The organism is Nostoc sp. (assembly GCF_036917975.1).
Taxonomy (GTDB): Bacteria; Cyanobacteriota; Cyanobacteriia; order Cyanobacteriales; family Nostocaceae; genus Nostoc.
The window spans coordinates 103,104-130,098 of record NZ_JBALEJ010000014.1; the positions used below are offsets into that span (position 1 = coordinate 103,104).

20 protein-coding genes are annotated in these 26,995 nt (G+C 41.4%); 12 read left to right on the top strand and 8 right to left on the bottom strand.

Annotation, left to right across the window (positions count from 1 at the left end):
* The first annotated feature begins 286 nt into the window (after positions 1-286).
* From V7K76_RS05210 to V7K76_RS05240, 7 genes are all read left to right on the top strand, one after another.
* On the top strand, positions 287-526 hold the full coding sequence (locus V7K76_RS05210) for an efflux RND transporter permease subunit (protein ID WP_334774895.1): 240 nt from the start codon (positions 287-289) through the stop codon (positions 524-526).
* Positions 527-718: 192 nt separating this feature from the next.
* Positions 719-943: a hypothetical protein gene (locus V7K76_RS05215; protein ID WP_334774894.1), complete on the top strand. Its 225-nt coding sequence runs from the start codon at positions 719-721 to the stop codon at positions 941-943.
* 145 nt (positions 944-1,088) lie between these two features.
* Positions 1,089-1,235 (top strand): hypothetical protein, encoded by a 147-nt coding sequence (locus V7K76_RS05220; RefSeq protein WP_334953829.1) that lies wholly within the window; start codon positions 1,089-1,091, stop codon positions 1,233-1,235.
* A gap of 136 nt (positions 1,236-1,371) precedes the next feature.
* The gene (locus V7K76_RS05225; protein ID WP_334774892.1) at positions 1,372-1,836 is read left to right on the top strand and encodes a helix-turn-helix domain-containing protein; all 465 of its coding nucleotides are present in this window, start codon (positions 1,372-1,374) and stop codon (positions 1,834-1,836) included.
* A 19-nt stretch (positions 1,837-1,855) separates the two neighbouring features.
* Positions 1,856-2,404, top strand: a complete 549-nt coding sequence (locus V7K76_RS05230; protein WP_334774891.1) for a PIN domain-containing protein — start codon at positions 1,856-1,858, stop codon at positions 2,402-2,404.
* 50 nt (positions 2,405-2,454) lie between these two features.
* Complete coding sequence (locus V7K76_RS05235; RefSeq protein WP_334774917.1) at positions 2,455-3,501, top strand: zinc-dependent dehydrogenase; 1,047 nt, start codon at positions 2,455-2,457, stop codon at positions 3,499-3,501.
* Positions 3,502-3,634: 133 nt separating this feature from the next.
* Positions 3,635-4,951, top strand: coding sequence for an inorganic phosphate transporter (locus V7K76_RS05240; protein WP_334774890.1), 1,317 nt, complete (start codon positions 3,635-3,637; stop codon positions 4,949-4,951).
* A gap of 330 nt (positions 4,952-5,281) precedes the next feature.
* On the opposite strand, the gene V7K76_RS05245 is transcribed toward V7K76_RS05240, so the two are convergent.
* A complete protein-coding gene (locus V7K76_RS05245) occupies positions 5,282-6,544 on the bottom strand; it encodes an RNA-guided endonuclease InsQ/TnpB family protein (protein ID WP_334774916.1) in 1,263 nt (420 codons plus the stop codon).
* 498 nt (positions 6,545-7,042) lie between these two features.
* On the opposite strand from V7K76_RS05245, the gene V7K76_RS05250 reads away from it, so the two are divergent.
* On the top strand, positions 7,043-9,298 hold the full coding sequence (locus V7K76_RS05250) for an EamA family transporter (RefSeq protein ID WP_334774889.1): 2,256 nt from the start codon (positions 7,043-7,045) through the stop codon (positions 9,296-9,298).
* A gap of 1,537 nt (positions 9,299-10,835) precedes the next feature.
* Here the strand turns inward: V7K76_RS05250 and V7K76_RS05255 are convergent.
* Entirely contained in the window at positions 10,836-11,078 is a 243-nt protein-coding gene (locus V7K76_RS05255; protein ID WP_334774888.1) for a hypothetical protein, read from the bottom strand.
* An 80-nt stretch (positions 11,079-11,158) separates the two neighbouring features.
* Here V7K76_RS05255 and hetR point away from each other — a divergent pair, with 80 nt between their 5' ends.
* Positions 11,159-12,058, top strand: coding sequence for a heterocyst differentiation master regulator HetR (gene hetR, locus V7K76_RS05260; protein WP_334774887.1), 900 nt, complete (start codon positions 11,159-11,161; stop codon positions 12,056-12,058).
* 195 nt (positions 12,059-12,253) lie between these two features.
* Here the strand turns inward: hetR and V7K76_RS05265 are convergent, their stop codons facing one another.
* Positions 12,254-12,880, bottom strand: coding sequence for a hypothetical protein (locus tag V7K76_RS05265; protein ID WP_334774886.1), 627 nt, complete (start codon positions 12,878-12,880; stop codon positions 12,254-12,256).
* Between the two features lie 467 nt (positions 12,881-13,347).
* Between V7K76_RS05265 and rpsD the strand changes: the two genes are divergently transcribed.
* Entirely contained in the window at positions 13,348-13,956 is a 609-nt protein-coding gene (gene rpsD / locus V7K76_RS05270; protein WP_094349733.1) for a 30S ribosomal protein S4, read from the top strand.
* A 59-nt stretch (positions 13,957-14,015) separates the two neighbouring features.
* Here the strand turns inward: rpsD and moaA are convergent, their stop codons facing one another.
* Positions 14,016-15,002: a GTP 3',8-cyclase MoaA gene (gene moaA, locus V7K76_RS05275; protein ID WP_334774885.1), complete on the bottom strand. Its 987-nt coding sequence runs from the start codon at positions 15,000-15,002 to the stop codon at positions 14,016-14,018.
* Between the two features lie 412 nt (positions 15,003-15,414).
* On the opposite strand from moaA, the gene V7K76_RS05280 reads away from it, so the two are divergent.
* Entirely contained in the window at positions 15,415-16,446 is a 1,032-nt protein-coding gene (locus V7K76_RS05280; protein ID WP_292719938.1) for a hypothetical protein, read from the top strand.
* A gap of 224 nt (positions 16,447-16,670) precedes the next feature.
* Positions 16,671-16,814 (top strand): hypothetical protein, encoded by a 144-nt coding sequence (locus tag V7K76_RS05285; protein ID WP_334953832.1) that lies wholly within the window; start codon positions 16,671-16,673, stop codon positions 16,812-16,814.
* Here V7K76_RS05285 and V7K76_RS05290 read toward each other — a convergent pair.
* From V7K76_RS05290 to V7K76_RS05305, 4 genes are all read right to left on the bottom strand, one after another.
* Positions 16,788-17,573 (bottom strand): Uma2 family endonuclease, encoded by a 786-nt coding sequence (locus V7K76_RS05290; RefSeq protein WP_334774883.1) that lies wholly within the window; start codon positions 17,571-17,573, stop codon positions 16,788-16,790. The two genes, V7K76_RS05285 and V7K76_RS05290, sit on opposite strands and share 27 nt — an antisense overlap.
* Before the next feature lie 249 nt (positions 17,574-17,822).
* Entirely contained in the window at positions 17,823-18,461 is a 639-nt protein-coding gene (locus V7K76_RS05295; RefSeq protein ID WP_334774882.1) for a Uma2 family endonuclease, read from the bottom strand.
* A gap of 384 nt (positions 18,462-18,845) precedes the next feature.
* Positions 18,846-20,729 (bottom strand): sensor histidine kinase, encoded by a 1,884-nt coding sequence (locus V7K76_RS05300; RefSeq protein WP_334774881.1) that lies wholly within the window; start codon positions 20,727-20,729, stop codon positions 18,846-18,848.
* 269 nt (positions 20,730-20,998) lie between these two features.
* Entirely contained in the window at positions 20,999-26,950 is a 5,952-nt protein-coding gene (locus V7K76_RS05305) for a trifunctional serine/threonine-protein kinase/ATP-binding protein/sensor histidine kinase (protein WP_334774880.1), read from the bottom strand.
* Positions 26,951-26,995: the final 45 nt, after the last annotated feature.

A 26,995-nucleotide genomic window follows, 5' to 3' on the forward strand; every position in this document is an offset into this window, starting at 1 on the left:
TGCACTACCGCAATTACCTATGAAATATTACACATTTGCTTTGGTGAGGTACAAGGGTCTTGCATTTTACACATCTGTATGCAAAGATAATTTTACAAAAATACTGTAAACCTATCGAGTTACCGGATTAATGAGGCTTAATGCTTTTAAATCTAGCTGATTGCAAGTGAAGGCATTCAGCGAGTGTTCATTTGGCAATGAATAACTAAAATCTCAATAATAATTTACTTGAGTGTAAATCACACTAACAAACTGAAGAAGAAAGAATAATTTAGACTAAAAAACAATGTGGATTGTTAAACTTGCTCTTCGTCGCCCCTATACATTTGTAATTACTTCTATACTTGTTTTTGTTTTAGGAGTAGTTACTATTACGCGCATGGCAACGGACATTTTTCCAGAAATTAATATTCCCGTTGTCAGTGTAATTTGGTCTTATAGTGGTGTCTCACCAGAAGAAATGGAACAGCGTATCGTTACATCGAGCGAACGCTCTTTTACAACCACTGTTAGGAATAAGAATTAAATAATATACAATTTATGTCCCTGGTTTACCTCACCCTCAATCCCTCTCCGATATATTGGAGAGGGATCGTGAGACAGGATGAAGTTTTGCATCTTATTTAATCCATGTTCCTTAATGATATTGAACACATCGAATCGCAATCACTCAATGGTGTTAGCGTCATTAAGGTTTTCTTCCAACCAGGGGCAAAAATTGAAGCAGCAGTGGCTCAACTTACCTCTAGAACAAATTTCTATTGAGATGGTGTTCCGCAGTTTGTATTTCTTTAACCGTGCCTGCTTGCAGAACCCACAGTTAGAACTTATATCTTGGCTTGTCGAAAATCATCGCTTAATGGGACTGGTTAAAGCTGTTCGCAAACGGCATAGGGATAATGCTAAAAGGTCACTTGACATTTGGGAACCAACCTTAACTTGACACCAATGGCAAGATGCCCACACCACAAGATTAGATCAATTATTTTTTACCCCTGGAATATAGACAGGTGCTTGATTTTTATGAAGAAGGGGAAGGGGGAAAGGTAAAAACCTCGCCCGAAGTCAAGCGAAATAATCCAAATTTTATGAGGAAGGTAAAAACCTCGCCCTTTGTGGGCGACTTGTTCATCCCTCAATACGGTTCGGTTAAGGCAAGAGACGCGATAAATCGCCGTCTCTACAAAGGACTAATTATTGTAAAGACGGCGATTTATCGCGTCTTTGCGGTCTAGGGCGTGTCATCAAAAAACCTTATCCGAACCGTATTGGTTCATCCCTTTCCCCTTTCCCCTTTAACTTTTTCCCTTTTATTTCGTTTATTGCGTTTGTGTAATACAATTAAAATAAAATACCAAGGTAACCCTCTTTATGAATACCTTCCTATCTAATCAAAATCTGCCTACTGATTCCAGTATTCTTACAGAAGCCGAAGCTAAGGCTATAAATCAACTTGAACATATACTCCTCAATCAGGAAAATAGTCAACTGAAATTAGCAGCAAACGGCGAAGAAATGACTATTCCTGATTCTGTATGTCGTGTGTTACGCCAAGTAGTGCAGGCAATGGCATCAGGCAAAAAAGTATCTATAGTTACATATAATCCAGAGTTAACAACACAACAAGTAGCTGATTTGTTGAATGTATCACGTCCCTATCTGATTAAATTATTAGAGCAGGGTGAGCTTCCTTATATTATGGTAGGAACTCATAGACGGGTGAAATTTGAGGATTTAATCAAATATAAACAGCAAAGGGATACTAAACGTGGACAATTGTTACAGGAACTAATAGAAATGAGTCAAGAAGCTGGACTTTATGATTATGAAGAATAATTAAAATAGTCAAATTTCTATGCCTAATGTAATCTTAGATGCTTGTGTTTTGTTTCCAATGTACCTACGAGATACCTTACTTTCTACAGTTGAGGCTGGTTTGTATGTACATTATTGGTCACAAAAAATCTTAGATGAAGCAATAGGAAATCTGATCAATAAAGGATATATGTCAAATGAGGGAGCGAGAAATTTAGAAACGGTCATGAAAGCAGCTTTTCCCGAAGCGATGATTGAAGTACCTATCGGACTGGAAGAATTAATGACAAATCATCCTAAAGATCGTCATGTTCTTGCTGCTGCTGTAGTTGCTAAAGCGGAGATTATTGTTACCAAAAATATTAAAGACTTTCAGGATCAAGATTTAAACTATTGGAATGTAAGAACACAGTCACCAGATGATTTTCTTTGTGATCTATTTGAACAATATCCTAAAATAATGGTTCAAATTTTGCTGAAACAATCTCAAAACTATAAAAGAAATCCTCGGACTGTTGTCGAATTACTAGATAAGCTGAGTAACCAGATACCAAAATTTTCCGAAAAAATCCGCACTTTCATAACCTAACCTGAACCACTAAATGTTACATGTATAACATCGAGTGGGGAAAAACCAACGTGAAAGCACAGGTATTTAGAGGCGTTAATCAACTTTCTTACGAAGATATCCCAGTTCCAACTGTGGAACCAGATGAAGTGCTGGTACAGGTGCGGGTTGTGGGGTTGTGTCAGTCAGATATTAAAAAAATTCGTTATCCACTATATGAACCACCGCGCATTTTTGGACATGAAACTGCTGGCACGATCGCAGCATTAGGCAATAATGTCACAGGTTGGCAAGTTGGACAACGGGTAGCGGTGATGCACCACATCCCTTGTATGCGTTGCGCCTACTGCCTAAATGATAATTTCTCGATGTGTGATGTTTACAAAAACATCTCCACTACCGCAGGCTTTAACGCCAGTGGCGGCGGTTTTGCTGATTATGTCAAAGTTCCTGGACATATTGTGGAAAATGGTGGGTTGATTCCCATCCCGGATAACATCAGTTTTGAAGAAGCGAGTTTTGTAGAACCGACTAATTGCTGCTTGAAAGCTGTGAAAAAAGCCCAAATTGCTCCAGGACAAACTGTGTTAGTTACTGGTGCTGGGCCAATTGGGTTAATGTTTATCATGTTGGTGAAGTATTTCGGAGCAAAAGCGATCGCTACTGATTTACTACCCTCTAGAATTGATAAAGCCTTGAGTGTCGGTGCAGAAGCAGCTTTTGATGCCCGCGATCCCGATTTAACAGCAAAAATCTCTGCCTTAACTGGTGGATTAGGTGTTGATGTTACTTTGCTGGCTGTTCCTAGTGAGAAAGCCTTCTTTCAAGCACTTGATAATACCCGCAAAGGTGGCAAAATCTTGTTTTTCGCCGAATTTCCCGATGAGTTGGAAATTCCCATTAATCCCAATATCCTCTACCGTCGGGAAATTGACTTGATCGGTAGTTACAGTTCATCTTATCGGCTTCAGAATCTCTCAGCCGATATTGTATTTAATCAGCGAATTGATGTGAAAGCGTTGATTAGCGATCGCTATCCATTAAAAGATTTATCAGCAGCAGTGGAGCAAGCGATCGCACCTACACCGGATACTTATAAAATCTTAATTTACCCGTAAAAGGAAATTTCTCATCTCCCGATACGGTTCGGTTAAGGCAAGAGACGCGATAAATCGCCGTCTCTACAATCTAGAGCTTGTTATCAAAAAACCTTATCCGAACCGTATTGCCCATTTCCCTCATCTCCCCAAAATGCTTATTACCCTATTTTTCGTAGCTCTACTAGCTTTCTACGTCGCCTGGAATCTCGGAGCAAACGATGTTGCTAATGCGATGGGAACCTCTGTAGGTTCCAAAGCTGTCACCCTCAAACAGGCACTCATAATTGCTGGAGTATTAGAGTTTACGGGTGCTGTGTTGTTTGGACATGAGGTAACGGAAACTCTAGCAACGAAAATTGCTAATCCCGTCTTATTCGCAGCTACACCCCAAATATTCGTTGTTGGAATGGTAACGGTATTAATATCTTGTGGTGTATGGTTGCAAATTGCCACATCAGGCGGTTTACCTGTATCCTCTTCTCATGCCGTTGTTGGCGCGATCGCAGGATTTAGTTGGGTAGCTTTAGGAGTAAATGCAATTGATTGGTCATCAATTGGTTTAATTAGCATTGGCTGGATTTTAACGCCGTTAATTAGTGGTGCGATCGCTGCTTTATTTTACAGTCAAATCAAGCACTGGATTTTAGATCAACCCAATCAAGTAGTCCAGTTACAAGAATGGATTCCCTGGTTAAGTACTCTGCTGCTAGGTGTATTCGGCGTAATTGTATTGCCATCACTAACAGAACCGCTAACCAATTTTGTAATTGAGCAAACTGGTTTCAATATCCCTGCTTACGACATCCCCTTGTTAACAGGTGCAATCGCAGCAGTTGGACTCACACTCATTAGTTGGCGACAGTTAGGGGAGACGGGGGGAGGCGGATTGGAAGAAAAATTTTTACCCCCGACTCAGGAATTACCATCAATCCAAAATCCAAAATCTAAAATCCAAAATCCCGTTGAGCGTGTATTCGGAAGATTCCAACTACTAAGCGCTTGCTTCGTAGCCTTTGCTCATGGTTCTAATGATGTGGGAAATGCGATCGCTCCTTTAGCTGCGATCGTTTACATCAATCGCACTGGTAGCGTACCTACTGATGGTATAACTATCCCTCTTTGGATTTTAATTCTTGGTGGTGCTGGTATTGTAGGTGGTTTAGCTGTCTGGGGAAAAAAAGTCATCGCCACCATTGGCGAAAACATCATTGCCTTGCAACCTAGTAGTGGATTTTGTGCCGAACTGGCAACTGCTACCACCATCCTCATCGCTTCCCGGCTAGGTTTACCAGTCTCCACCTCCCACGCTCTTGTCGGTGGTGTAGTTGGTATTGGACTAGTACAAAATCTCAAGTCGATTAAGTTTCAAACTCTAAAAGGTATTGCCGCCGCCTGGCTAATTACAATCCCCGTAAGTGCTGCACTGAGCGCTGCCATCTTTAGCATTGCCCGGATTTTATTCTTCTAAGAATTATTAATATTTTCCTAATTTTTTCCTTTACTGGAATTTACTCAAAGCAAAACCTAGACTGCAACAACGCCAAAAAACCTGCTTTTGCAGAATTGCTGCTCATTCATTAGAATGTTGTGCAGGGGATAGCGTAACTTTGAATTTCCACAGAAAGATACTTTAATCTCCATTTAGAGATATAAACTGTCACACAAGTTACATTCCAGACAAATTTACAGCTAGTTTCGCAAGTCAGACAATTTTGTGGCGATCGCACAGGCATCTGGAAATCTTTGACGAGTATTATTGGCAGCAAAATAATAAATATTTATTTGGAGTGAGATTTCTTTAAAATTGACATCCTCCCCACCCTACAACGTTATCGGGTGGGGATTCCAAAGATCGCTCTTTGGGTTTCCTCTTTCCACGAGTTGATTTGCTTGGAGGAGTTTCCTCACCCAAGTATTGATCAGTCTCTCCAGAGGCGTTAGTTCCGACGTGACCCGCCGTACTCAATCCTTTTTCTAATATGTTCCGCGCCGCATTCCAATCCCTGTCCTGGGTATGCCCACAGTGAGGACAAACATGAGTTCTAGTGCTAAGAGTCTTTTTGACAACCTCGCCACAATTAGAGCAATTCTGACTGGTGTAGCGGGGTGGAACGGCAACCGTGACAACACCAAACACCTTGCCAAAATACTCAACCCATTCACGAAACAGCGACCAGGAAACGTCACTAATCGATTTAGCCAAGCAATGATTCTTGACCATATTTTGCACCATCAAATCTTCATACGCCACGAGGTCGTTAGACCTCACTACGCACCTTGCCGTCTTAACAGCAAAGTCTTTACGTTGGCGACTTACTTTGAGATGCTTACGAGCAAGTTTATTTCTCTTCTTAATTCTATTTTGAGAACCTTTTTTAGTCTTAGACATCCGGCGTTGCAGTCGTCTCAAAGACTTCTCACTCTTGCGAAGATGCCGAGGATTGGCGATTGTTTCCCCGTTACTATCTGTATAAAAGTGGTTCAGTCCCACATCAATACCGATAGTTTTACCCGTTGGTTCTCGCCTTTCCACTCGCTCATGGTCAATGCAAAACTGGCAATAATAACCATCTGCACGACGCACAACCCGTACCCTTTTGAACTGTTTAAGTTGGTAGAAATGCAGGTCACGAGTTCCCCAGAGTTTAAAGGTTCCTGCCTTAAATCCATCGGAGAAAGTGATATACCTACGGTCGTCAGAAAGTCGCCATCCACAGGTTTTGTACTCAACAGAACCATGCGTTTGTTCTTTCTTAAACTTTGGGAATCCCTTTTTCCCTGGTTTACCTTTCTTGCAGTTATCAAAGAACCGAGCGATTGCAGACCACGCCCTTTCAGCGCTAGCCTGTCTTGCCATCGAATTAAGCTTAGACACCCAAGGAAACTCAGTATTAGCAGCAAGCACAGCGCAGAACTTACTGAGGTCATATCGCCCAATGCCCTTGTTGTCCATCCAGTATCTAAGGCTTGCATTGCGAACAAAACGAGTAGTACGAATGGCTTCATCAAGCGCTTGATACTGTCCGTCTTCTCCCTCAAGTTTGGCCTCAAATACCAGCATAGTTACGTCATCTACACTAACGTAAATCATCGCACAGAAATTGCTAAAATCTCCACTGTTCTCTCACTTGTTTTGCCCAAAGCAAAACGATGCTCCCTTGAACGTGGAGATTTTAGCCCACCTTTTATCCCCTCCCTACTCCGTTGAGGGAGGGGATGAAAGGTGGCTCATGGTAAAAATCTCATTGGTAAATAATTGATGACAATAAAACTGACCAAAAACGAAAAAAGTCTCTGTTCAAGCGACTCCCAGGCGTAGCAATCAATCCCAAATCCAATGGTTAAATACTTGTGAATGGCGAAGAGAACACACTGTAGTAAGCTGTGAGGCAAACTTGATGCTTTGCTAACTTGTGTCTAGTATGACAGAATTACGTTGAAATGCGGAAGTGCTGTTAAAATTTTTAATTTATCTGACAAAATACAGGAAATTAGGATGACCGCCAATAAAGTGTACCGAAAGCAGCTTTATCGTCAAGGTGTTAGAGGTTAGAAGCTAATGGGGCGATTCGAGAAGCAACCAGAAAACCCAAGAGTCAGAGGTGAGCTATCCAGAGCAGCAGAAAATGCGCTTTGGGCAGTAGTTGAAGACTTAGAAAATCTTCAGCAGAATGTCCTTAGAGCCTTGCAGGAAGACGTAAAGCGGCTTCAGTCAGAAAAAAACCGGTTATCTGATGAAATTCAAAGCTTGGTAGAGGAAAAAGAGCATTTACAACAAGTGCGCCAAATCACTGAGCAGCAAGTGTTAATTCGTCAACTGGCAGAAGTTCTGGCAAAGCACATATCATCACAACTGCAATCCTCTCTGGCAACTTTAGCTAGCCAAAACGTAGAGGGCAAATCTTACGAACAAGCTGCGCTGAAGTCTGCTGAAGTGAGCAGCAATGTAGTAGGTGAAATCAATGCAAAAGTCGAACACATGTTTGACAGTTTGGATGACACCGTTACTGTTACCTTTAATTCGCTACAACAGGAGTTGAAGAACTATCAAAGTAATCTTTCCCAGCAGTTGTCACGGATGTATAGCCAGCAGCAGCAAGGGGAAACGATTTTAACGGAATTTGTTAATCGCCTACATGGAGAACTAGAAAAAACTATAGAAGAAACTTCACGCAAACCAGCAACAGGAGGTATACCTACTGTTTTGCAGTTTACGGAGCCAGAAAAAAACAGTTCTGTTGAAACATCACTGCCAGAGTTTGAGGAAGTAGTAAGAAATTCCCTTGAGCCAATTTCCACGAATCCCAATCAATTATCAACAAGGGAAACAACACTAGAGCCGCCGTCTATTACAGAAAAGGTTGCAAATCCAATTTCTGTACCCAGCAAGGATTTGTCAGAAAGGGAAACAACACCAGAGTCGCTGTCTATTACAGAAAAGGTTGCAAATCCAATTTCTGTACCCAGCAAGGATTTGTCAGAAAGTGAAACGACATCAGAATCTACTGCTGCTGTAGTTCCGCCACCAGAAGACAATGCTACCGAACCAATTTCTGTCCTCAATCAGGAATTACCAGAAAACGAAACGATACCAGTGCCTCCGCTCCCATCTGTGCTACAGCCGAGAATAATTCGACCTTCTCAAAAACTAAATACTACTAAACCAATTTCTGCCCTTCGCAAGAAAGGATCGCAGAGCAAAGCTAAATCCTCATCAACTACTGCGCTAGAACCGCAATCGGAAGCAAAACCACCACAATCGCGATCGCCTAATTCCTCTGGCTTATCGACACTCCAAATCGGTTTCTTGTTAATTGTCTCATCGGTAGTGGTATCGTCGCTTTATAACGTAGCCATCAAGGTAATTTTCCACGAAGGTTCCCAGATTTTTGGGGTATTAGAGGTAGAGCAGTTACTACCGCCGACTTTGGGTAATACTCTGTTAATTTTGACGCTCCGGTTTATGGTAGTCGTACCACTGATGGTACTGCTGTCTCCGATGTTGCACCCAAGATTGTGGCAAGATTTGGAAAACTTGGCCGCTTCAGTTCGGGGAAATCCCACGCCTGCCAATGCAGCTACCAAGCAGATTTTGATATTGTCCATTGTGAGTGGATGCTTTTTGTTTTTGTCTCAGGTGCTAATCTACATTGCGATCGCTCAAGTACCCACCGGAATGGCGATCGCCCTGTTCTTTATCTATCCAATGGTTAGTGGTTTATTGTCGTGGTTTCTGTTTCGCGATCGCCCCACTCTATTCCGCATCGCGGCGATCGCTGCAATTTCCTGCGGCGAATTGTTGGTTTTAGCGGGTTCTCCCAGTATCGGTATCGGTAATATTTCAATGGGAAGCAGCACCGCCATTATTTCGGGTGTGGCTTTTGCTGCCTACATAATTTTGACGCGAGTCTGTGCCAGCAAACTCCATCCCGTGACTTTTACTTTAATTAACTTCACTACCATGTTGCTATTGAGCTTTATCTGCTTGATGCTACCCTTACCAAGCAATTGGAACTTGGTAGTACTTGACCCCTCTAAAATGCTGGAACTGGTTTTAAGCGCATTTATTTTGGGTGTGCTAACTCTTGCCGGCTATTTGCTCAACAATATTGGTATTGGTAAACTAGGAGCCTCGCGATCAGCGCTCATCGGTGGTAGCATCCCAGTTTTAACCGTGATTTTAGCTGGGTTAATCATTCAAGAAAATTTGGATATTGTGCAAATTCTGGGAGTGTTATTTGTAACCTTTGGCGCAGCTGCTTTCAGCTTTGAAACAATGCGAAATCAGGTTAAACCCTCTAATCCCACGAATTAAATGGCGAGTTTAATCAGCTTAAGTGTGATGGGAGCTACTTCACCTCCCATTCACTCAGGATCGGTTTTGAAGCTAATGCACCCACTTGTAACTTTTATAAATCAAATATCCCCGACTTCTCGAAGAAGTCGGGGATTTAAGTTTTCACCAATGATTATTAGGAATGCTGTATAGGTGCAGATAAAACTTAGGGACTTACAAATCAAAATATCCAATTAACTCTTGTGGGGTGGGCAACATGAGCGCCCAGTCCATAAGGTGGGCAAGATGGATATTATCTCTACTATAAGTGAGCAGTAATCAGAATAACTTGACTTGTAATAAATTTTTAGGAATTTAGCCTGATACAGGTAGGGAAAACACGTATATGTAAGCAGTATGAGTAGTACTAACTCCAGCTATTGAGTACGAGTACTTGCTCAGAAAGGAGATTTACAAGGAGTCAACACCATTCACATTTTGGAACTAGGAGATCCAGAAGTAGCAAAAATGTTTAGAATGAACTGTTTTTTCAACCTGGAGATGCCATTGAAACAACCAGTATTTCTATACTACGAAAACCCCTGCAAGTAATGCGGAATTAAAATTTTCTCATTTCTATGCTCTTGTGTTTGGTGAAATGGTATCTTTATTTCTGTCGTTCTTTACTAGTTAATGCAGTCTGCGTAGGCGTAGCCCACCGTAGGTATCGCTCAAATACCCCAGAAAAAGCTTATCTCGCTTTTCTAGCAACAAACTATCTACGTAATTTAAGTCTCTCAAATATATAAAATAGCGAGGTGAAAACATACTTAAAAGTAGACAATGAATTAGTTAAATCATGAAAATTTAAAATTCTTTCATGAAAAAAATATAAATTCATTGAGAAAAAGTTTCTAAATAATCATCTTATGGAATCTAAGATGTTTTATTATATGTATGACTAGTAACTAATCTTTCGGTTCCTAGCACGAGCAACAAAGCCTTGTAGCTACGCGATTCAGTCGAAATTAATCGCAGCTTTTTGTGTCAGATTATCCGTTCAAAAAGATAGACCAGACTTAAATTTAGGAGGAAATATGACAATATCATCAAACCTTGATTTAGTCAGAATAGAAAGTATTTAAATAGCGTCACTTATGAAATCCAGAACACATGATTTTATCCAGAAAGCAAAAAATAGTGATATGATGAGGAACAATATTTGAAAAACAACAGGTATTTTGAAATTGGAATTATTTGCTCTACTTGATGTCTATTATTTTCCCTCAACCCAACGGCTGATCCTGCCGAGACATCACTGGAGGTTGTGAACGGTATGATAGTTCACAAAGAGCTATGTGGCTCAACTTCTAAATATGGCTACACCTGGTAAACGATTCATTTTTAGACCACTCCCAATTATTTTTAGTAACCTGTGTACTACAAATAATTCGCCAAAGCTGAAAAATCCATCTTTTACTAGTAACAGATATCCCAGATAAACTGCACAAACTAGTTTTTACTCCGAGTCGGCATAGTGCCATAATTAGGTGTAAGCCGCTTGAGATTGTTGCTCTTAAAAGATGAAAAAAATCCAGAAAACTGAAAAGCTTTGTAGATTAATTGCAACATAGTTGACTTTTGGGAGATCAACCGCCGTTAAGCTTGATTTGGTGGTGTCTGTAATTTTCCGGTTAGATGCAGAGACAGTTATAGTCACAACTAGCGAATCTGCTTTTGTACCAGAAAATATGCGAGAATTGTAGTTTGTGCTACCACCGATATCATCGTTATCGCATACTAATATAATCTGAAGCAAAGACAGCCTTCAGCCAGGTGTATACTACCTATTTTCACTCGATTAAAAATTTGTAAACGTGCTATTCAATTGTCTGTAATATGAGTAACGACATAGATCTGATCAAACGTCTTGGCCCCAGTGCGATGGATCAGATCATGCTTTATCTGGCTTTTAGTGCCATGCGGACGAGTGGGCACAGGCATGGGGCATTCTTAGACGCAGCCGCAACAGCAGCAAAGTGTGCAATTTACATGACCTATCTAGAGCAGGGACAAAACCTGCGAATGACAGGGCATCTGCATCACTTGGAGCCGAAACGAGTAAAAATTATTGTAGAAGAAGTCAGACAGGCATTAACAGAAGGCAAGCTGTTAAAAATGCTGGGTTCTGATGAACCCCGCTATCTAATTCAATTGCCTTATGTCTGGCTAGAAAAATATCCTTGGCAACCGGGGCGATCGCGCGTTCCTGGTACCAGTCTGACAAGCGAAGAAAAAAGACAGATAGAGCAGAAACTACCAAGTAATCTACCTGATGCCCAGTTAGTTAGCTCCTTTGAGTTTCTGGATTTGATCGAGTTTTTGCACAAGCGATCGCAAGAAGACTTACCACTCGAACACCAAATGCCTTTAAGTGAAGCTTTGGGTGAGCATATTAAGCGCCGTCTGCTTTACTCAGGAACAGTAACGCGCATTGATTCTCCTTGGGGAATGCCCTTCTACGCACTTACCCGTCTTTCTTACACCCCAGCAGACGATCAAGAACGCACTAACATCCTGGTAGAAGATACCGCTCGGTATTTTCGCATGATGAAAAATTGGGCAGAACGGCAACGAAACGCCATGCGCTTACTGGAAGAACTTGATATCCTCCCAGAAAAAATGGAGCAGGCTATGGAAGAATTAGATGAAGTTATCCGTGCCTGGGCAGATAAATATCACCAAGATGGCGGGATTGCAGTCATTTTACAAACAGTTTTTGGCGAAAGAGAAGACTAGTAGCGCAAGGCGGAATTCAAAATTCAAAATTCAAAATTTAAAATGAATACAGCGTAAGCGTTTCATTGATTTTGAATTGGTAGTTTATTTACGCCGTGTTGTACTAATTTAATGTAGCGGAAATTTGTCTGTCTTTAACAAGGGGCTTAAGCCCCTTGTTTAGGATCGCCTCAATCAATTACAAAAGACTGTAATTTAATTAGTGCGCGGCTGCGTTGGCACAACTGGTTGCGTTGGAAATGGCGTAGTCTCGATACTCGGACTTGACCCCGCAGGAATTAAAGTTCCAGGTGTAGATGAAGCGCCGATAACACTGTCGCTAGCATCGATACAAGTATCCAATGCCTGAGTAGGGGGAAGGTCGATTTTACTACGCAAACCAACCACACACTGACCAAAACGCACGGGCAATAAACTACGACCACAGTAATCTAAAGCAGCAGGATTAACTGCTTCCTTAGTACTAGAACTGACCCCAACTACACATGTAGCTAACTCCTCAGGACGGCGGGCTTTCCCACAAGAAGAAAGCGCATCTGTCGCGGCAATTTGGGTCTTCTTCTCAATTTTAACCACGCAAGCAGCCAAATCCCTGGGACGCAGTGCCTTTGCACAAGCTGGTGATGCCGCTTCTGCCGTGACACCCACGCTTAAAAGTCCAGTGGCACAGACACTATAATCATTAGTGTAAGAGGCAGCAACAGCCACATTAGGCAAGATTGTTGTCAACCATCCAGCTACAGCCAAAACTGGTACTATTAAAATCCTAGAGGTGGAATTGCTTTGTTTGTTCTTAGCTTTATTAACCACTTTTTTGCTCATTGATATTGCCAATTCTCCAAACACCCAAAGTTATGCTAACTCAAATCTCTTAAAAATCCTCTGTAATCGAAGAATTTCGGCGGTAGTAAAGTATAGACATAATTAATTATGTCGAAAGTTGTGTTAATATAACTGTTTGAAAGATAAGTAGGCAACGTAAAAAGTATTTCAGAGTAAGAATACTGCGTAAACCAATCTGATGATTGAGTAGCCTACGAAACTAAATAAACACAAAAAACTTATTGGCAGGAGTACGGCGGGGCACGTCGGAATTCAAGCTTGGATGCTAGTACGTCGGCTTTGCCGAATTAAACAACTGGCGCAAAAAAGATGCCTCTACATTGGTAGGATACGTCATACCAAGGCAAGCAGTCTCAAAAAACCAAGAATCCCCTGATTTTTAATCGGTGGAATGTCAAAATGGAATGTCTGAGTAAAGTTTAAACAGGATTAGATTAAGGAAACTCATGTCCCGATATAGAGGGCCACGCCTCAGAATTGTCCGTCGCTTGGGCGACTTACCAGGATTGACTCGTAAAAGCGCTAGACGAGCTTACCCGCCTGGTATGCATGGTCAGAACCGCAAAAAGCGCTCTGAGTATGCCATCCGTCTAGAAGAAAAGCAAAAGCTCCGCTTCAACTACGGTTTGACTGAAAAGCAATTGCTCCGCTATGTACGGAAAGCCAGACGGGTTACTGGTTCTACCGGACAAGTGCTACTGCAATTGCTAGAAATGCGCTTGGATAATACCGTTTTCCGCTTGGGTATAGCCCCGACTATCCCCGCAGCTCGTCAACTGGTAAATCACGGTCACGTAACTGTTAACGGTCGTGTAGTGAATATTGCCAGCTACCAATGCCGTCCTGGTGAAGTAATTGCGGTTAGGGATCGGGCACAATCTAGGAAGTTGGTGGAAGCTAACTTGCAATATCCCGGTTTGGCAAACCTCCCCAGTCATTTGGAGTTTGACAAAAATAAGTTGGTTGGTAAAGTCAACAGCGTTATTGAGCGCGAATGGGTGGCATTACAAGTTAATGAACTACTTGTGGTGGAATACTACTCACGACAAGCGTAATAGTCATTTGTCCTTAGTCATTTGTCCTTAGTTATTTGCAAAGGACAAATGACCAATGACTAACCTCCAATTTGCGACATGGTGCGGGTATATGTACCTGTAACGCCAGAATCGCGCCCTTTAAAGTTAATTTCTGACTTGATTCCGAGTAAATGTCTAACTTGCTCTTGTAATTTAGCGGTGCTGACACCAGAACGCAGGGCAGTTTTTAAATCTATTTGACCAGTTTCATTCAATAAACAGGGACGCAGCCAGCCATCAGCACTCAGGCGCATCCGGTTACAACGATCGCAAAAACATTCCGACATCTGACTAATAAATCCTAGTGTCCCCTTCGCACCAGGAATTTGAAAAACATCAGCAGGGCCAGCACCACGAACTTGAGATTCTGTCAAGCCCCAGCGATCGCGAATGCGTTCTCGTAAATCGGCTGAAGATACCCAACCGCGATCGCCAAATAAATGCACATTACCAATGGGCATAAACTCAATAAATCTAACGTGCCACTGTTTATCAATTGTCAGGGCGGCTAAATCGAGAACTTCGTGGTCATTAACGCCAGGAATCACCACTACATTTAGCTTCAGGGGGTCGAATCCGACCTGATGGGCAGCTTGAATACCATGCCAAACTTGTTGCCAACGAGAGCGCCCCTGATTACCAATAATTTGATCAAAAATGTCGGGATCAAGAGAGTCCAGGCTAATATTAATTCGTCGCAAACCAGCATTGTACAGGTTTTGTGCCATCGGAGCCAGCAAAAAACCGTTGGTAGTCATTGAGATATCTTGAGTTTGGGGGAGAGTTGCGATCGCACTTACCAAATCCACCACCCCCGGACGTAATAAGGGTTCACCCCCAGTCAAACGAAATCGGGTAAAGCCGACTGGAATAAATACCTCTTGAATTAAGGTGAGTAGTTCTTCATCACTCAATAACTGTTGCTTAAGAATATAGTCCAGTTCTACTCCCTCTGGCATACAGTACTGACAACGAAAATTGCAGCGATCGATTAAGCTAATGCGGAGGTAATCTACCTGGTTCATCGTTTTATTTTTATAAGAAGAATTCAGAATTCAGGAGTCAGAATTCAGTATGAATTCTGTACGAGTGGGTAATGAATATTGGTTAAAACCGTACAACTCTTAGAGACGCTACCGCGTAGCAAGATCCCCGTAGGGGTACGTCCCGCTACGCGCTTTCGCCCACCAGGGGCGAAAGAAATTAAAATATTCTCGCCTTAAAACTCTATCCCTTTATGGGTAGAGTATTCACCAATTCTGAATTCTGAATTCTGACTCCTGTTTTATTGTCTCTGATTAATTAAAGACTTTACAAAGGTGGTTTACCCCTTCTTACTATATTTGTTGTAACTCAAAATACCGTACTCCCCCTTAAGTGGGAGTCCACAGATTGTGGCATAATAAGCCGATCGCATCCACTAGTTAGTCATCAATCGTGCAAGACACCGACTCCATTAACGACCTTGCTGCTGCCCTACTACAGCCAGCCGATATCAGCTTTGAACTGCCCGATCCAGAAGATGAACAGATTCTAGAGTCAGATTTTCAACAGCAGCTAGAAATAGCTTGGCAGGTATGCGATCGCTTTGATTTGCAAACTGAAATCTGGCGGGGGCGAATTTTACGGGCGATCCGCGACAGAGAAAAAGTAGGTGGTGACGGACGCGGTACTGGCTTTCTGCGATGGCTAAAAGAGCGGGAAATCAGCAAAAGTCAAGCTTATGCTTGGATTCAATTGGCGAATAGTGCCGATACTTTGATTGAAGATGGTAAACTTGACCCCGGTTCTGTGAACAATTTCAGCAAACGGGCATTTGTTGAAACCTCCAAAGCATCCCCAGAAGTGCAACAGATGGTGAGTGAAGCCGCCCAAAAAGGCGATCGCATCACTAGGCGCGAAGTCCGTCAACTCAGCGATGAATGGACAGCCATGTCCTCAGATTTATTACCTGAAGCAGTTAAAGAAAAAGCCGCAGATAACACCCTTCCTCCGCGCTACATCGCCCCTCTGGTGAAGGAAATGGAAAAACTGCCAGAATCACACCAAAAGTTTATTCAAAAGGAAATAGCTGCCAATCCCGATGTGGATACCTTGAAACAGGTAACTACCGAAGCGCGTAACTTGGCGAAATATCTCAAAGGGGCGGCTCAAGTTCAAGCGCTGACGAAGGAAGATGTTGATATTGAAACAGCCTTAGAAGAAGCGCAAAGAGTCGGCTGTTTGAGCATTGCTGCTGATTTGGTCAATCAAGCATCGCAAATTGAACAAACGATCGCTAAATTGTACATGACTTGGAAACGCATCGGGAATTTAGCAGATCGATTATATGTAGATACTGGGGCAAGTACACCTAACTTGCGATCGCTCCTAACTTGCTTGGAACCTCTGGGTGGTGAAATTATGGAATTGCAACTTAGTGGTGCGACTGAACACACTATTCGTTTGCAAATTCAGGAAACGAGTTAGGGGAAGTTCATTAGGACGCGTACCGCAAAGCGGTACTAAACCACCCAATACTGTTCGGTTAACGTGAGTTCAACGAACCTCTCCCTGCCTTGAACTAAAGTTCAAGTCTGTCCCTCTCCGAGTCGGAGAGGGACAGTTTTGCGTAGTAAAACCTTCTTAGAGGTTTTTTGATTGAGCAAATTGGGTAGATATTGAATTCACGTTCGGTTAAGGCAAGAGACGCGATGAATCGCCGTCTTTACAATAATCAGCCTTTCGTGTTGACGGCGATTTATCGCGTCTTTGTGATGATTTATCGGAACTTTGCGATCTATAATTTTCATCAAAAAAGCCCAAATCTCTCACAAGATATCTGGATTTTCCCCTAGTTCTCTTAATCTAGCCGCTAAACGAGCCGCCTGTGCAACTGCTACTTCTGCTTGTGCAACTGCTACTTCAACCTGTGCAACTGCGGCTTCTACCTGTATAGCTGCGGCTTCTGCCTGTGCAATTGCAGCCTCTTCTGGTAACAAAACTAAATTGCCAGCCACATCATAAAACCGCAACCATATTGCCGTTTCTCTATCTATTGTTCCCTCAATCGTCCCCAACCATAAACCTAAACGCTTAGACCATAGCCATCCGCGATCGTTTGGGGTCAAAGGTTGATACTGCTGATTATCATCCAAATGCCACCCTTGCAAAGAATTAGGATCAAAGGGATCATAAACAAAATAATCTGAGGTACGGAAAGTTTGCTCATAAAGATTTTTCTTAAGACCCTTGTCTATTGCTGCTGTAGATGGTGACATTAATTCCACGATTACATCAGGATAACGACCATTTTCTTCCCAGACTACCCAGCCTTGTCTTGAGTTATTGCCGTCAACATTTAGCACTGCAAAGAAATCTGGGCCTCGGAAATCACGGTTACGAACTTGGGTACTGCTGTAGTAAATAAACATATTGCCCCCAGTGAAGAAATCATTGCGGTCAGCCCAAGCTTGTTGCAATGACCGAATCAACACATTCATAGCAATGCGGTGGCGATTTGATTCCAAGGGTTCACCATCATCAAAAATTAAATCTGTAGGTGGCATGGGGGGTTCCCAGTCCACAATGGCTGCTGGATTTGTCTCAGTAGTCATGAGCGATCGCCTTTCTCAGAAAGCCTTAGATTTCTATCATAATCTGCCGAGAGCTTCCTGAATTAAGGCGTACAGTTAACAATTCAAAATTCAAAATTCAAAATTCAAGATATTTCAGACGGGGATTTAGCGAGAAACGCGGTCTTGGGATGCATCCCAAATGGAGCGATTTCTCAAGACAAACCCCAACTGAAATGGGTGCTACATGTAGATTGCCGGTTCTTAAACCCTTTAATTTATGATAAATGGTTATAAATTATTCTTGACCCAATCTCGAAAATTACGCATAGCTTGACTTCTACCAATTGTTAAACACTGCTGAACATACTCATTGACTAATTCAACAATTGGAATATTAGGAAAATTAGGACTAGATTGAGATTTAATATACTTTCTGTCTTGTAATAATAAAATTTCTAACCCTTGTTGTGTATGTCGCCAAAGTTCAGGAACTCCTAAAATTTCATAATTATCAAATCTAGTGCGAGAAGTAATATCAATTTCGATTGCTAAATCTGGTGGTGAATCTATATTTAAATCAATGCGATTTTTTCCAATTATCGCAGCTTGATTTTGAATATAAAAACTGGTATCTGGTTCTACTGCTTGCCCCATTCTCTCATTTTTTAGTGTTGTGGAACCAAAAGGCTCAAAATCAATTTGGAGTATTTCTAACAAGATTTTGACTAAATCACCAATAAGTTCTTTATCTTTTTCGTGTTCTGGTAGGGGAACCATAATTTCTAACCAGCCATGACTATAAGAAATACGTGCGGCACGCCTTTCTCCCATTTCTGTTAAAATATTTTCTAACTGCTGCCAACTAATATCTTGGAGCAACATTTGTTGACCAGGTTTGACAACGATTTGTTGCAGTTTTAGAAGCATATCACCTCAGAGAATTGATGTAGCAATGATTATAAGCTGTTGCGCCTGCAAATTGCATCACAAGCATGATTAGGCAAAACCTGTAAATCCTCTCCCTTGCTCCCTGCACCCTGCTCCCCTGCCGCCTCAATGTGCAAACTCTAATCACAACAGCTTATGTAGGAGATGGAATTTCCAAATCAACTTTCTTAAAGTATATCGCCTCTAAGTATGAGTTTAGCAATTAGCCAAAATGAATATTTGGAAAAATATTTTTATCAGTAATTTTTAACAAAGTCCGTGGGTTTAAGTCCCCCGGTTCAATAACCGGCAAGTTTTGGGTCGGGGTCTAAATCCCCGTCACAAAACTTAATTACGAATTACGAATTACGAATTACGAATTATTTAATTTTTCCTTGTTAAAGGAATACGGATGGTAAACTCTGTGCCATATCCTGGGGTAGAATCAACTTCAATAGTTCCTGCATGTTTATCTACAATAATTTGATAGGCGATCGCCATTCCTAATCCGATTCCTTTGCCCACAGGTTTTGTAGTAAACATGTGGTCAAATACCCGATGCTTCACATCGTCGCACATCCCAATACCATTATCATAAATTTGAACCATCGCGTAATTACTTGATTTGTCAATTTGGGTTTGGATCTTAATTTGATTAGGGTTGGTTTTAAGTTCTTCAATACTCCGTTTTTGGCTAGCTTCTTCCAATGCATCGATTGCATTTACCAGAACATTCATAAACACCTGATTCAGTTGCCCGGCATAGCATTCTACTAGTGGTAAATCACCGTATTTCTTCACGATCTGAATTTCTGGTAGATTGGGTGTGGCTGTGAGGCGACGGTTCAGAATCATCAGAGTGTTGTCTAATCCTTCATGAATATCTACAGATTTCATATCTGCTTCATCAAGGCGCGAGAAATTACGCAGTGACAGCACAATTTCACGAATCCGCTTAGTTCCCACTTGCATTGATGCCATTAGCTTGGGTAAATCTTCTGCCAGAAACTCAATATCAAGGTCTTGAGCGCGATCGCGAATTTCGGGTGTAGGATTTGGGTAGGTTTGTTCATAAAGCTTTAGTAAATCGAGGATGCCTTGGCTGTATTCATTGGCATGGTTGAGGTTGGCATGAATAAAGTTGGCAGGATTATTGATTTCGTGTGCCACCCCAGCAACTAATTGTCCTAGACTAGACATTTTTTCGGTTTGGATGAGTTGAGATTGGGTATTTTGCAGTTCTTTCAAGGTTTTGCTGAGTTGCTGCGCCTGCTGGCTAGAAACCAAGGCGCGATCGCGAATCTGTTCATATAGTTGCACCTGTCGCCATGCACCGATCAACCCCACCACCAGCAATCCTCCCAAAACCGTCGCTAACAGGTTCAACGCCTGCAATGGCGATTCAATATTTTCTTGTGGCACAATCAACGCTACTGACCAATTTGCCTCTCTGAGGGGTGTGTAAGCAACATAGCTCCATCTACCATCCAATTGAGTTAATTTAATATTTGTGCGTTTAGCCACCATTTGTTGAGTAATTTCAACTAACCTGGGATTGGGTGAATTGAGGAAACTTTGGGCGGCTTTTTCGGGTGTGCCGATTAGTTCTATATTGGGATGGGCAATGGGAACTCCTTGAGAATTCAGTGCAAAGGCATAGCTACCTTTACCTTGATGTAAATTGCTGATTACCTCAACTACACGATTAACTTTAATCCCTCCCATTAACACACTTGCTGGTTTTGTGCCTGTTTTGGCAAAAATTGGCGAACTAATCTGAACCTGTAACCGATTGCTTGTGCGGCCAATAATTGGATCGGCGGCTACCGTTTCACCCGCCATACTCCGCCGAAAAAATTCCCGATCTTTAACATTGGGACGACCCCCTTGAGTATTAATTAATGCACCATCTGGTGTGATCAAAGCCATGAGCAAAAACGTTTGCAGCCGCTTCACCTCAGACTGCAAGTAAGGTTCCATCACAGACCAATCTAGCGATCGCACCACTGGAGAATTTGCCAAAGTCTTAATTTCTGTCTTCCGAATGGCTAACCAATTATCAATATCATTTTGACCTTGGTGTGTTTTTAATAGTACTTGTTCTTTAAGACTATCAAGCAACAATCCCTTAACAATCTTGTAACTAGTGATGGCGGTGGCGCTAATACTAATGGACAGAATCACCACAATTGATAACAATACTATGCTTCGCGAGTGGTATTTCAATGAGTAGTAATCTTTATCAGTTTTACCATACCGTCTAGGCATGATTTCCAACCATACTTTCCACAATTTAATTATCATTGTTGCTTGATTCTAAGTTAAAATTTAAAAGGCAAAAATCAAGAGTGTTGAGTAAACTAGAAATTACTTAGTACAGCTTTGCATAAGTTCGTAACTTTTTTTAAACGCAGAGGAACACAGAGGTACGCAGAGTTTTGCCAAAGTCAATTCGCTATGAATTAATGAAATGTTGTACTTAGCACTGGCTAAACGCACCACTAACAAAACTCAAAACTCAAAACTCATTATTGTTGTTAAGTAGATATTTGAATAACAAACTCTGTACCTTTTCCAAGTTCGGAAGTGCAGGAGAGTGAACCGCCATGTGCTTCCACCACAATTTGACGAGCGATCGCTAATCCTAATCCAGTGCCTTTTCCTACAGGTTTGGTGGTGAATAAATGGTCAAATACTTTTTGTTTAACCTCTGGTGACATTCCTACACCATTATCAGCAATCTTAATCAAAATGTACTGACCTGAGTCTGCTAAACGAGTTTCAATAGTGATGCAATTGGGGTTAGCGAGAATCGCTTCCAAACTATGCTCTGAATTGTATTGTTCAAGTGCATCAATGGCATTTGCTAATAAGTTCATAAACACCTGATTAAGTTGTCCAGCAAAGCATTCTACGAGGGGGAGTTTGCCATAATTCCTAACCACCTCAATCGCGGGACGGTTTTCGTTAGCTTTTAAACGGTGTCTGAGAATCAGAATAGTGCTGTCAATGCCTTCGTGAATATCAAAGGGAACTTTATAATCCTTATCGGCGCGGGAGAAGGTTCGCAAACTGGTACTAATACTGCGGATACGGCTAACACCCAATTTCATCGAGTCTAGCAATTTAGGTAAATCTTCGCGTAAATAATTCAAATCGATGGCATCAATTTCATCTTGAATATCTGAACCAGGATTAGGAAATTTCTTTTGATAAAGGTTAATTAGTGCAAACAAATCTCTGACATAATTTTTGGCTGGTTCTAAGTTGCCAGCAATAAAACCCACAGGATTATTGATTTCATGGGCAACACCTGCTACCAAATTACCAAGGGCAGACATTTTTTCACCTTGCACCAATTGTAATTGCATTGTTTGGAGTTCTTGCAAAGCTTGTTCTAATTGTTGCTTTTGCTGTTGTAACAATTGTTGTGCTTCATGGCGTTCGGTGATGTCTTCAGACGTGCCAAGAATGCCAAAAATATTTCCTTCTCTATCTCGTAAGGGAATTTTATTTGTATTCGACCATGTTTGTTTTTCGTCTACTTTTTGGATGGTTTCAATAATGTTGAGTTCAGCTTGTCCAGATTCCAAAATGCGGCGATCGCGCTCTACATAATAATCTGATTTTCCCCGAATCCAGGGAAGGTCGTAGTCTGTTTTACCAATAACATTTTCTGGCACTCCTACACCAGAAATTTGAGCAAATTTCTGGTTACATCCTAAATAAACACTATTGCGGTCTTTCCAAAAAACATACTGGGGGATATTGTCGATAATTAACCGCAAGCATTCTTCAGTCTGTCCAAGATTTTCGAGGGTATCTTGTGCTTGCTGATAAAGTCGGGCATTTTCTAGGGAGATTGCAGCTTGAGTACATAATAGATTGAGAATTTCAACGCGATCGCTTGTAAATGCCCCTGTAGTAAGATTGTTTTCTAAATACAAAATTCCCAATAGTTTGCCTTGATGCAAAATCGGCGTACACAGCAAGCTTTTGGGTTGCTGACGAATGATATAGGGATCGGCTATTAGCGCCGGATACACTGTTGCATTAATGATGACGGTAGGTTGTAGGCTGCGTTTGACGGTGTAAATTAGGCTATGGGGAACGTCTGCGCTGTCTTCCACAAAAATGGACTGTAGAACGGTTGATTGTTGCCCAACTTTGGCAGTGGCCTCAATTAGCAATCTATCTTCTTTAAGAAGTAGTAACGCACACTTATCTGCACCTGCATTTTCAATCACCACTTGCAACAGCTTCGTAAGTAATTTATCTAGTTCGATTTCACTAGAAAGAGTCTGAGAGGCTTTGAGAACTGCTGCCAAATCTAGCATTACTGATGCACTACTGCTAGAAGTTACTGATTTATTAAGACTTGGGTGTAAGGTAGCAATGCGGTCAATCTTGGCGATCGTCTCATTGGGTGTGAATGGTGATACTCTTTCAGAGTCGCTTCGTGAACGCGTCTGTTGTAAGATGGGAGCTAGCAATTGTGGATAACGCTCTTCTAGTTCATCAACTTTAGTTTTAGCGCCCCAGCGAGTGTAACAATAGTAAGCATTAATCAAATACTCTTGGGCAATGCGTTCTTTATCCCATTCTAAATAAAACTTCGCTGCGAGTTCGTTGGCGAGAGCTTCTTCATTGAGGTATTCGTTTTCTTTGGCTTTGGCAATGGCGCGATCGTATGATTCAATTGCATCCATATACTTGCCAGAAATTCTTGCTATTTCCGCAGATAACAATAGATATCGATGTAGAAAGTTTTTTGGGCAATTATTCGCCCAGTTTTTCTGGGTTTGTTGATGCTCTCGAATAATATCCCAATACTGTTTTTTCTTCTCTAATGTTGCATTGGGATAGAGAGCTACCAAGCTGAGGGGATAATAAAAATGATACTGAATAATTGGAAAAAAGCCAGAGTTGGCAGCAAGAGTTTTATCAGCTTCTTCTGCCGCTTTTACAGCATCTTCATAACGAGCATAAAGGTACGACAATTGAATTTTGAGAAAGCAGTACCAATTAATTCCATGCTCAAAGTTATTCTTCTGCCTCCAAACTTCTATGTAGGGAATATCTTCGCTCTTGTAATCATCTAATAAATCGGTACTTTGAGATATATCTTGCAAGTTTAGTAGAAACTGCCTCTGTAAAGTAAACGCATACAGCATATTTGTATCATTTACCTGCTGTACATAGCTGAGATATTTCTCAGTTTCCGCGTAGACATCTGAGAGGCGATCGCCCTTAATTAACATCGCCCAAATCAGAAATGAAACTGCCCAAACACCAAACACCAAATTTCCAGTTTCTTGACATACTTGGAATGATTGCTGTGAGAGTGACAAATTTGTTTTTAAATGCTGATTATAGGGATTAATCGTGTGTGCAAAGATATTATTCGTCTTAAAAATAAATTGGGTACTATTGAAGTGACGATCGAGTTTTAGTGCTAATGTACCAAACTGATATGCAGTTTGATAGTTTCCTTGATTTGCCAGATTCATTCCATATAGACAGTAAGCAAAACCAGAGCTTTCTGCATTCCCATATTTCAACGATAAACCGACCATTAATAAAGGAGCCAAGCAACTAAGATGTTGATCTCCTCCCATATAAGCGGCTGCCCAAACATCAGCTAAAAGACCCATGCAGACCTTCTTCTCTGGATCTGTCATCTCAGGTAAATCGAATAAATCTGCTATCTGAACTGTTTGAAGTTTAGTCTTTAATTCTTGAAGTTCAGTTTCGATGGCAGTTTGCTGTTCTTCAGAAGTCACAGGCAAAGGCATTCCCATGATGCTCAAACCTTTTAGCCCAGCTTTAAAGCCAGCTTCGATATTTTCGCCCTGAGTCATTTTCAGGTACATCTGAATTCCATAAATATCTGCTTTTTCAAACTTATCTTGGCTATGATTTAAAGCGAGATTGAATAATGTCTCTGCTTGATTAAAGTTGCCAGTTAGATATTCGCATTCCGCAGATTCTCGATATAATTCAAACGTTAGCTGATAATTAGTTATCCAACTTTCCTCTATTAGTAATTCTCTGCCTAATGTAAAATATTTCACGGCTGCTCGATAAGCAGTAGAAGCCTTGGCTTTTTTCCCAGCAATTAGATTCAGTTGAGCCAATTCATATTTTTGGGATTGTTCATCAATTATATCAATTCCCTCATTTAACTGATTAACAATATCAAAAATCTTGGCTTCAAGGTCTTCAATTGGTGTATTGCTTAAAAGTAATTGCCCGATTTTGAGATGAGTTGCTTTTCTTTGTGATTCAGGAATTAAAGAATAGGCAGCTTGCTGAACCCGATCGTGGAGAAATTTGTAAGAACAGGAATCAGCAAAACTATGTTGCTGAAATTCTGAATTCCGAATCCTGAATTCGGAATTATCTTGATAAAACTTGTAAACTTCATTGGTAGGAATAATCAACCCATCTTGCACAGCCTTCCAAAAGTCTGCGGCTGTTTCTAGCTGGGATTTTTCATAGACGATCGCTAATGTGGCTAAATCAAATTTGTTTCCCACACAAGCTGCTAATTTCAAAACTTCTTGAGTTTCTGTTGATAACTTCTGAAGTTGAATTGCCATAAACTCTACTACATCATCGGTCAAAGCGAGCGATCGCACCTGAGCAATATCACATTCCCACCCCCCTTGACTTCCCCCCTTGGTAAGGGGGGACTGAGGGGGGTTAAATGTAATTAGTTGATCTTGATGTAGCGCTTTGAGAAACTGGGTACTGAAAAAAGGATTGCCTTTGGTTTTGCTCAATACTAACTCTGTTAACGGTGCAGCTAACGCTAGGGAGCAACTCAATGTATCTGCAACCAAATGATTGATAGAAATCTGCTCAAGGGGAGCTAAAGTAATCGTATTGACTGTAGCATCTAACTTCTGAATCTCTTCCAAAGTCAGCATTAGCGGATGTACTGGATTGACTTCGTTATCTCGATAAGCACCAATTAAAAGTAGATAACCAATATCAGCTTCACTCATTAACAAGTGCATTAACTTTAAAGAAGCAGCATCTACCCATTGCAAGTCATCAATAAAGATTACTAATGGATGCTCTGATGCCGTAAAGACTTGAGTGAATTTCAAGAACAGCAAATTGAAGCGATTTTGTGCCGCACTCCCAGAAAGTTCCGGTGCAGGGGGCTGTTTCCCAATCATACTTTCTAGTTCAGGAATCACCTCAATCATCACTTGTCCGTTCTCACCCAAAGCAGAGAGAATTTTGGATTTCCATTGCTCAAATTGAGCATCAGTTTCACTCAGCAGTTGCCCGATTAAGTCTCGGAAGGCTTGCACAAACGCAGAGAAGGGAATGTTGCGCTGGAACTGGTCAAATTTACCTTTAATGAAATAACCCCGTTGTCGCACAATTGGCTTGTGGACTTCGTTAACCACAGCAGTTTTGCCAATCCCAGAGAAGCCTGCTATCAAAATAATTTCACTGCTTCCCTGACTGACTCTCTCGAAAGCATCTAATAAACTTTGAACTTCAGCTTGGCGACCGTAGAGTTTTTCTGGGATGATGAAGCGATCGCAAATATCCCTTTGGGCAATTGGGAAACTCTCAATTCTACCCGTGTTCTTCAGTTGCTCCAAACATTGTTCTAAATCATGCTTTAGCCCTAACGCACTCTGATAGCGGTCTTCAGCATTTTTCGCCATCAATTTCATCACAATGTCACAAAGAACCTGCGGAATTTCCTCTTCCCTCCCGCCCCCTGCCCCCTGCCCCCTGCCTCCTAATTGATCTGGTTGCTTGGCAATATGACAGTGAACCAACTCCATCGGATCATTAGACTGGAAAGGTAGGTGTCCGGCAAGTAATTCAAAGAAGGTAACGCCAAGGGAGTAGTAATCACTGCGATAATCAATTCCGCGATTCATCCGCCCAGTTTGTTCTGGGGAAAGGTAAGCGAGAGTACCTTCTAAGACATTAGGACTGTAAATTTCCTGAGTTTCTCTGGGTAAAAGAGAAGCAATGCTAAAGTCAATTAACTTGACTTGCTTGGTTTCTGGGTTAATCAGGATATTGGCAGGCTTAATATCTTTGTGGATAATCCGATGGTGATAGAGTCCATCAAGAATATTGCTCAGAGCGATCGCAACATCCAAGAATTCTGTCAAAGTATATTGGTTATCCCCCATTTTCCTGTTCATCCAATCTCTGAGGGAAATGCCGCCAAAATCCTCCATCACCAAAGCATAGCTGTTGCGGTAAGGTTCCAAACTGTAAGGACGAACAATACCAGGTAGATCAATATTTTTAGCGATCGTGTACTGATTACGGAATAACAGCAGTTCGTTGAAGGTGGGATACTCCTGCTGAAATAGTTTGATCACAACCGGAAGTTGATCGGCCTCTCGAATTCCACGATAAACTAAGGTTCTAGAGCCTGCATAAAGTTGCTCACTAATTCTGTAGTTAAAAAGCTTGTCCATTGGCTCAACTGCTTTATTCATAACTCGATCAACTCTTGTGAAATCAGCTATTTATTTAAAGTAGTC

Excerpts from the sequence above, each read along its gene's own strand:
- V7K76_RS05210 (WP_334774895.1), top strand. The coding sequence starts at position 287 with ATGTGGATTGTTAAACTTGCTCTTCGTCGCCCCTATACATTTGTAATT.
- V7K76_RS05220 (WP_334953829.1), top strand. The coding sequence starts at position 1,089 with ATGAGGAAGGTAAAAACCTCGCCCTTTGTGGGCGACTTGTTCATCCCT.
- V7K76_RS05225 (WP_334774892.1), top strand. The coding sequence starts at position 1,372 with ATGAATACCTTCCTATCTAATCAAAATCTGCCTACTGATTCCAGTATT.
- V7K76_RS05230 (WP_334774891.1), top strand. The coding sequence starts at position 1,856 with ATGCCTAATGTAATCTTAGATGCTTGTGTTTTGTTTCCAATGTACCTA.
- V7K76_RS05240 (WP_334774890.1), top strand. The coding sequence starts at position 3,635 with ATGCTTATTACCCTATTTTTCGTAGCTCTACTAGCTTTCTACGTCGCC.
- V7K76_RS05245 (WP_334774916.1), bottom strand. The coding sequence starts at position 6,544 with ATGCTGGTATTTGAGGCCAAACTTGAGGGAGAAGACGGACAGTATCAA.
- V7K76_RS05250 (WP_334774889.1), top strand. The coding sequence starts at position 7,043 with ATGGGGCGATTCGAGAAGCAACCAGAAAACCCAAGAGTCAGAGGTGAG.
- hetR (WP_334774887.1), top strand. The coding sequence starts at position 11,159 with ATGAGTAACGACATAGATCTGATCAAACGTCTTGGCCCCAGTGCGATG.
- V7K76_RS05265 (WP_334774886.1), bottom strand. The coding sequence starts at position 12,880 with ATGAGCAAAAAAGTGGTTAATAAAGCTAAGAACAAACAAAGCAATTCC.
- rpsD (WP_094349733.1), top strand. The coding sequence starts at position 13,348 with ATGTCCCGATATAGAGGGCCACGCCTCAGAATTGTCCGTCGCTTGGGC.
- moaA (WP_334774885.1), bottom strand. The coding sequence starts at position 15,002 with ATGAACCAGGTAGATTACCTCCGCATTAGCTTAATCGATCGCTGCAAT.
- V7K76_RS05285 (WP_334953832.1), top strand. The coding sequence starts at position 16,671 with ATGAATCGCCGTCTTTACAATAATCAGCCTTTCGTGTTGACGGCGATT.
- V7K76_RS05290 (WP_334774883.1), bottom strand. The coding sequence starts at position 17,573 with ATGACTACTGAGACAAATCCAGCAGCCATTGTGGACTGGGAACCCCCC.
- V7K76_RS05295 (WP_334774882.1), bottom strand. The coding sequence starts at position 18,461 with ATGCTTCTAAAACTGCAACAAATCGTTGTCAAACCTGGTCAACAAATG.
- V7K76_RS05300 (WP_334774881.1), bottom strand. The coding sequence starts at position 20,729 with ATGCCTAGACGGTATGGTAAAACTGATAAAGATTACTACTCATTGAAA.
- V7K76_RS05305 (WP_334774880.1), bottom strand. The coding sequence starts at position 26,950 with ATGAATAAAGCAGTTGAGCCAATGGACAAGCTTTTTAACTACAGAATT.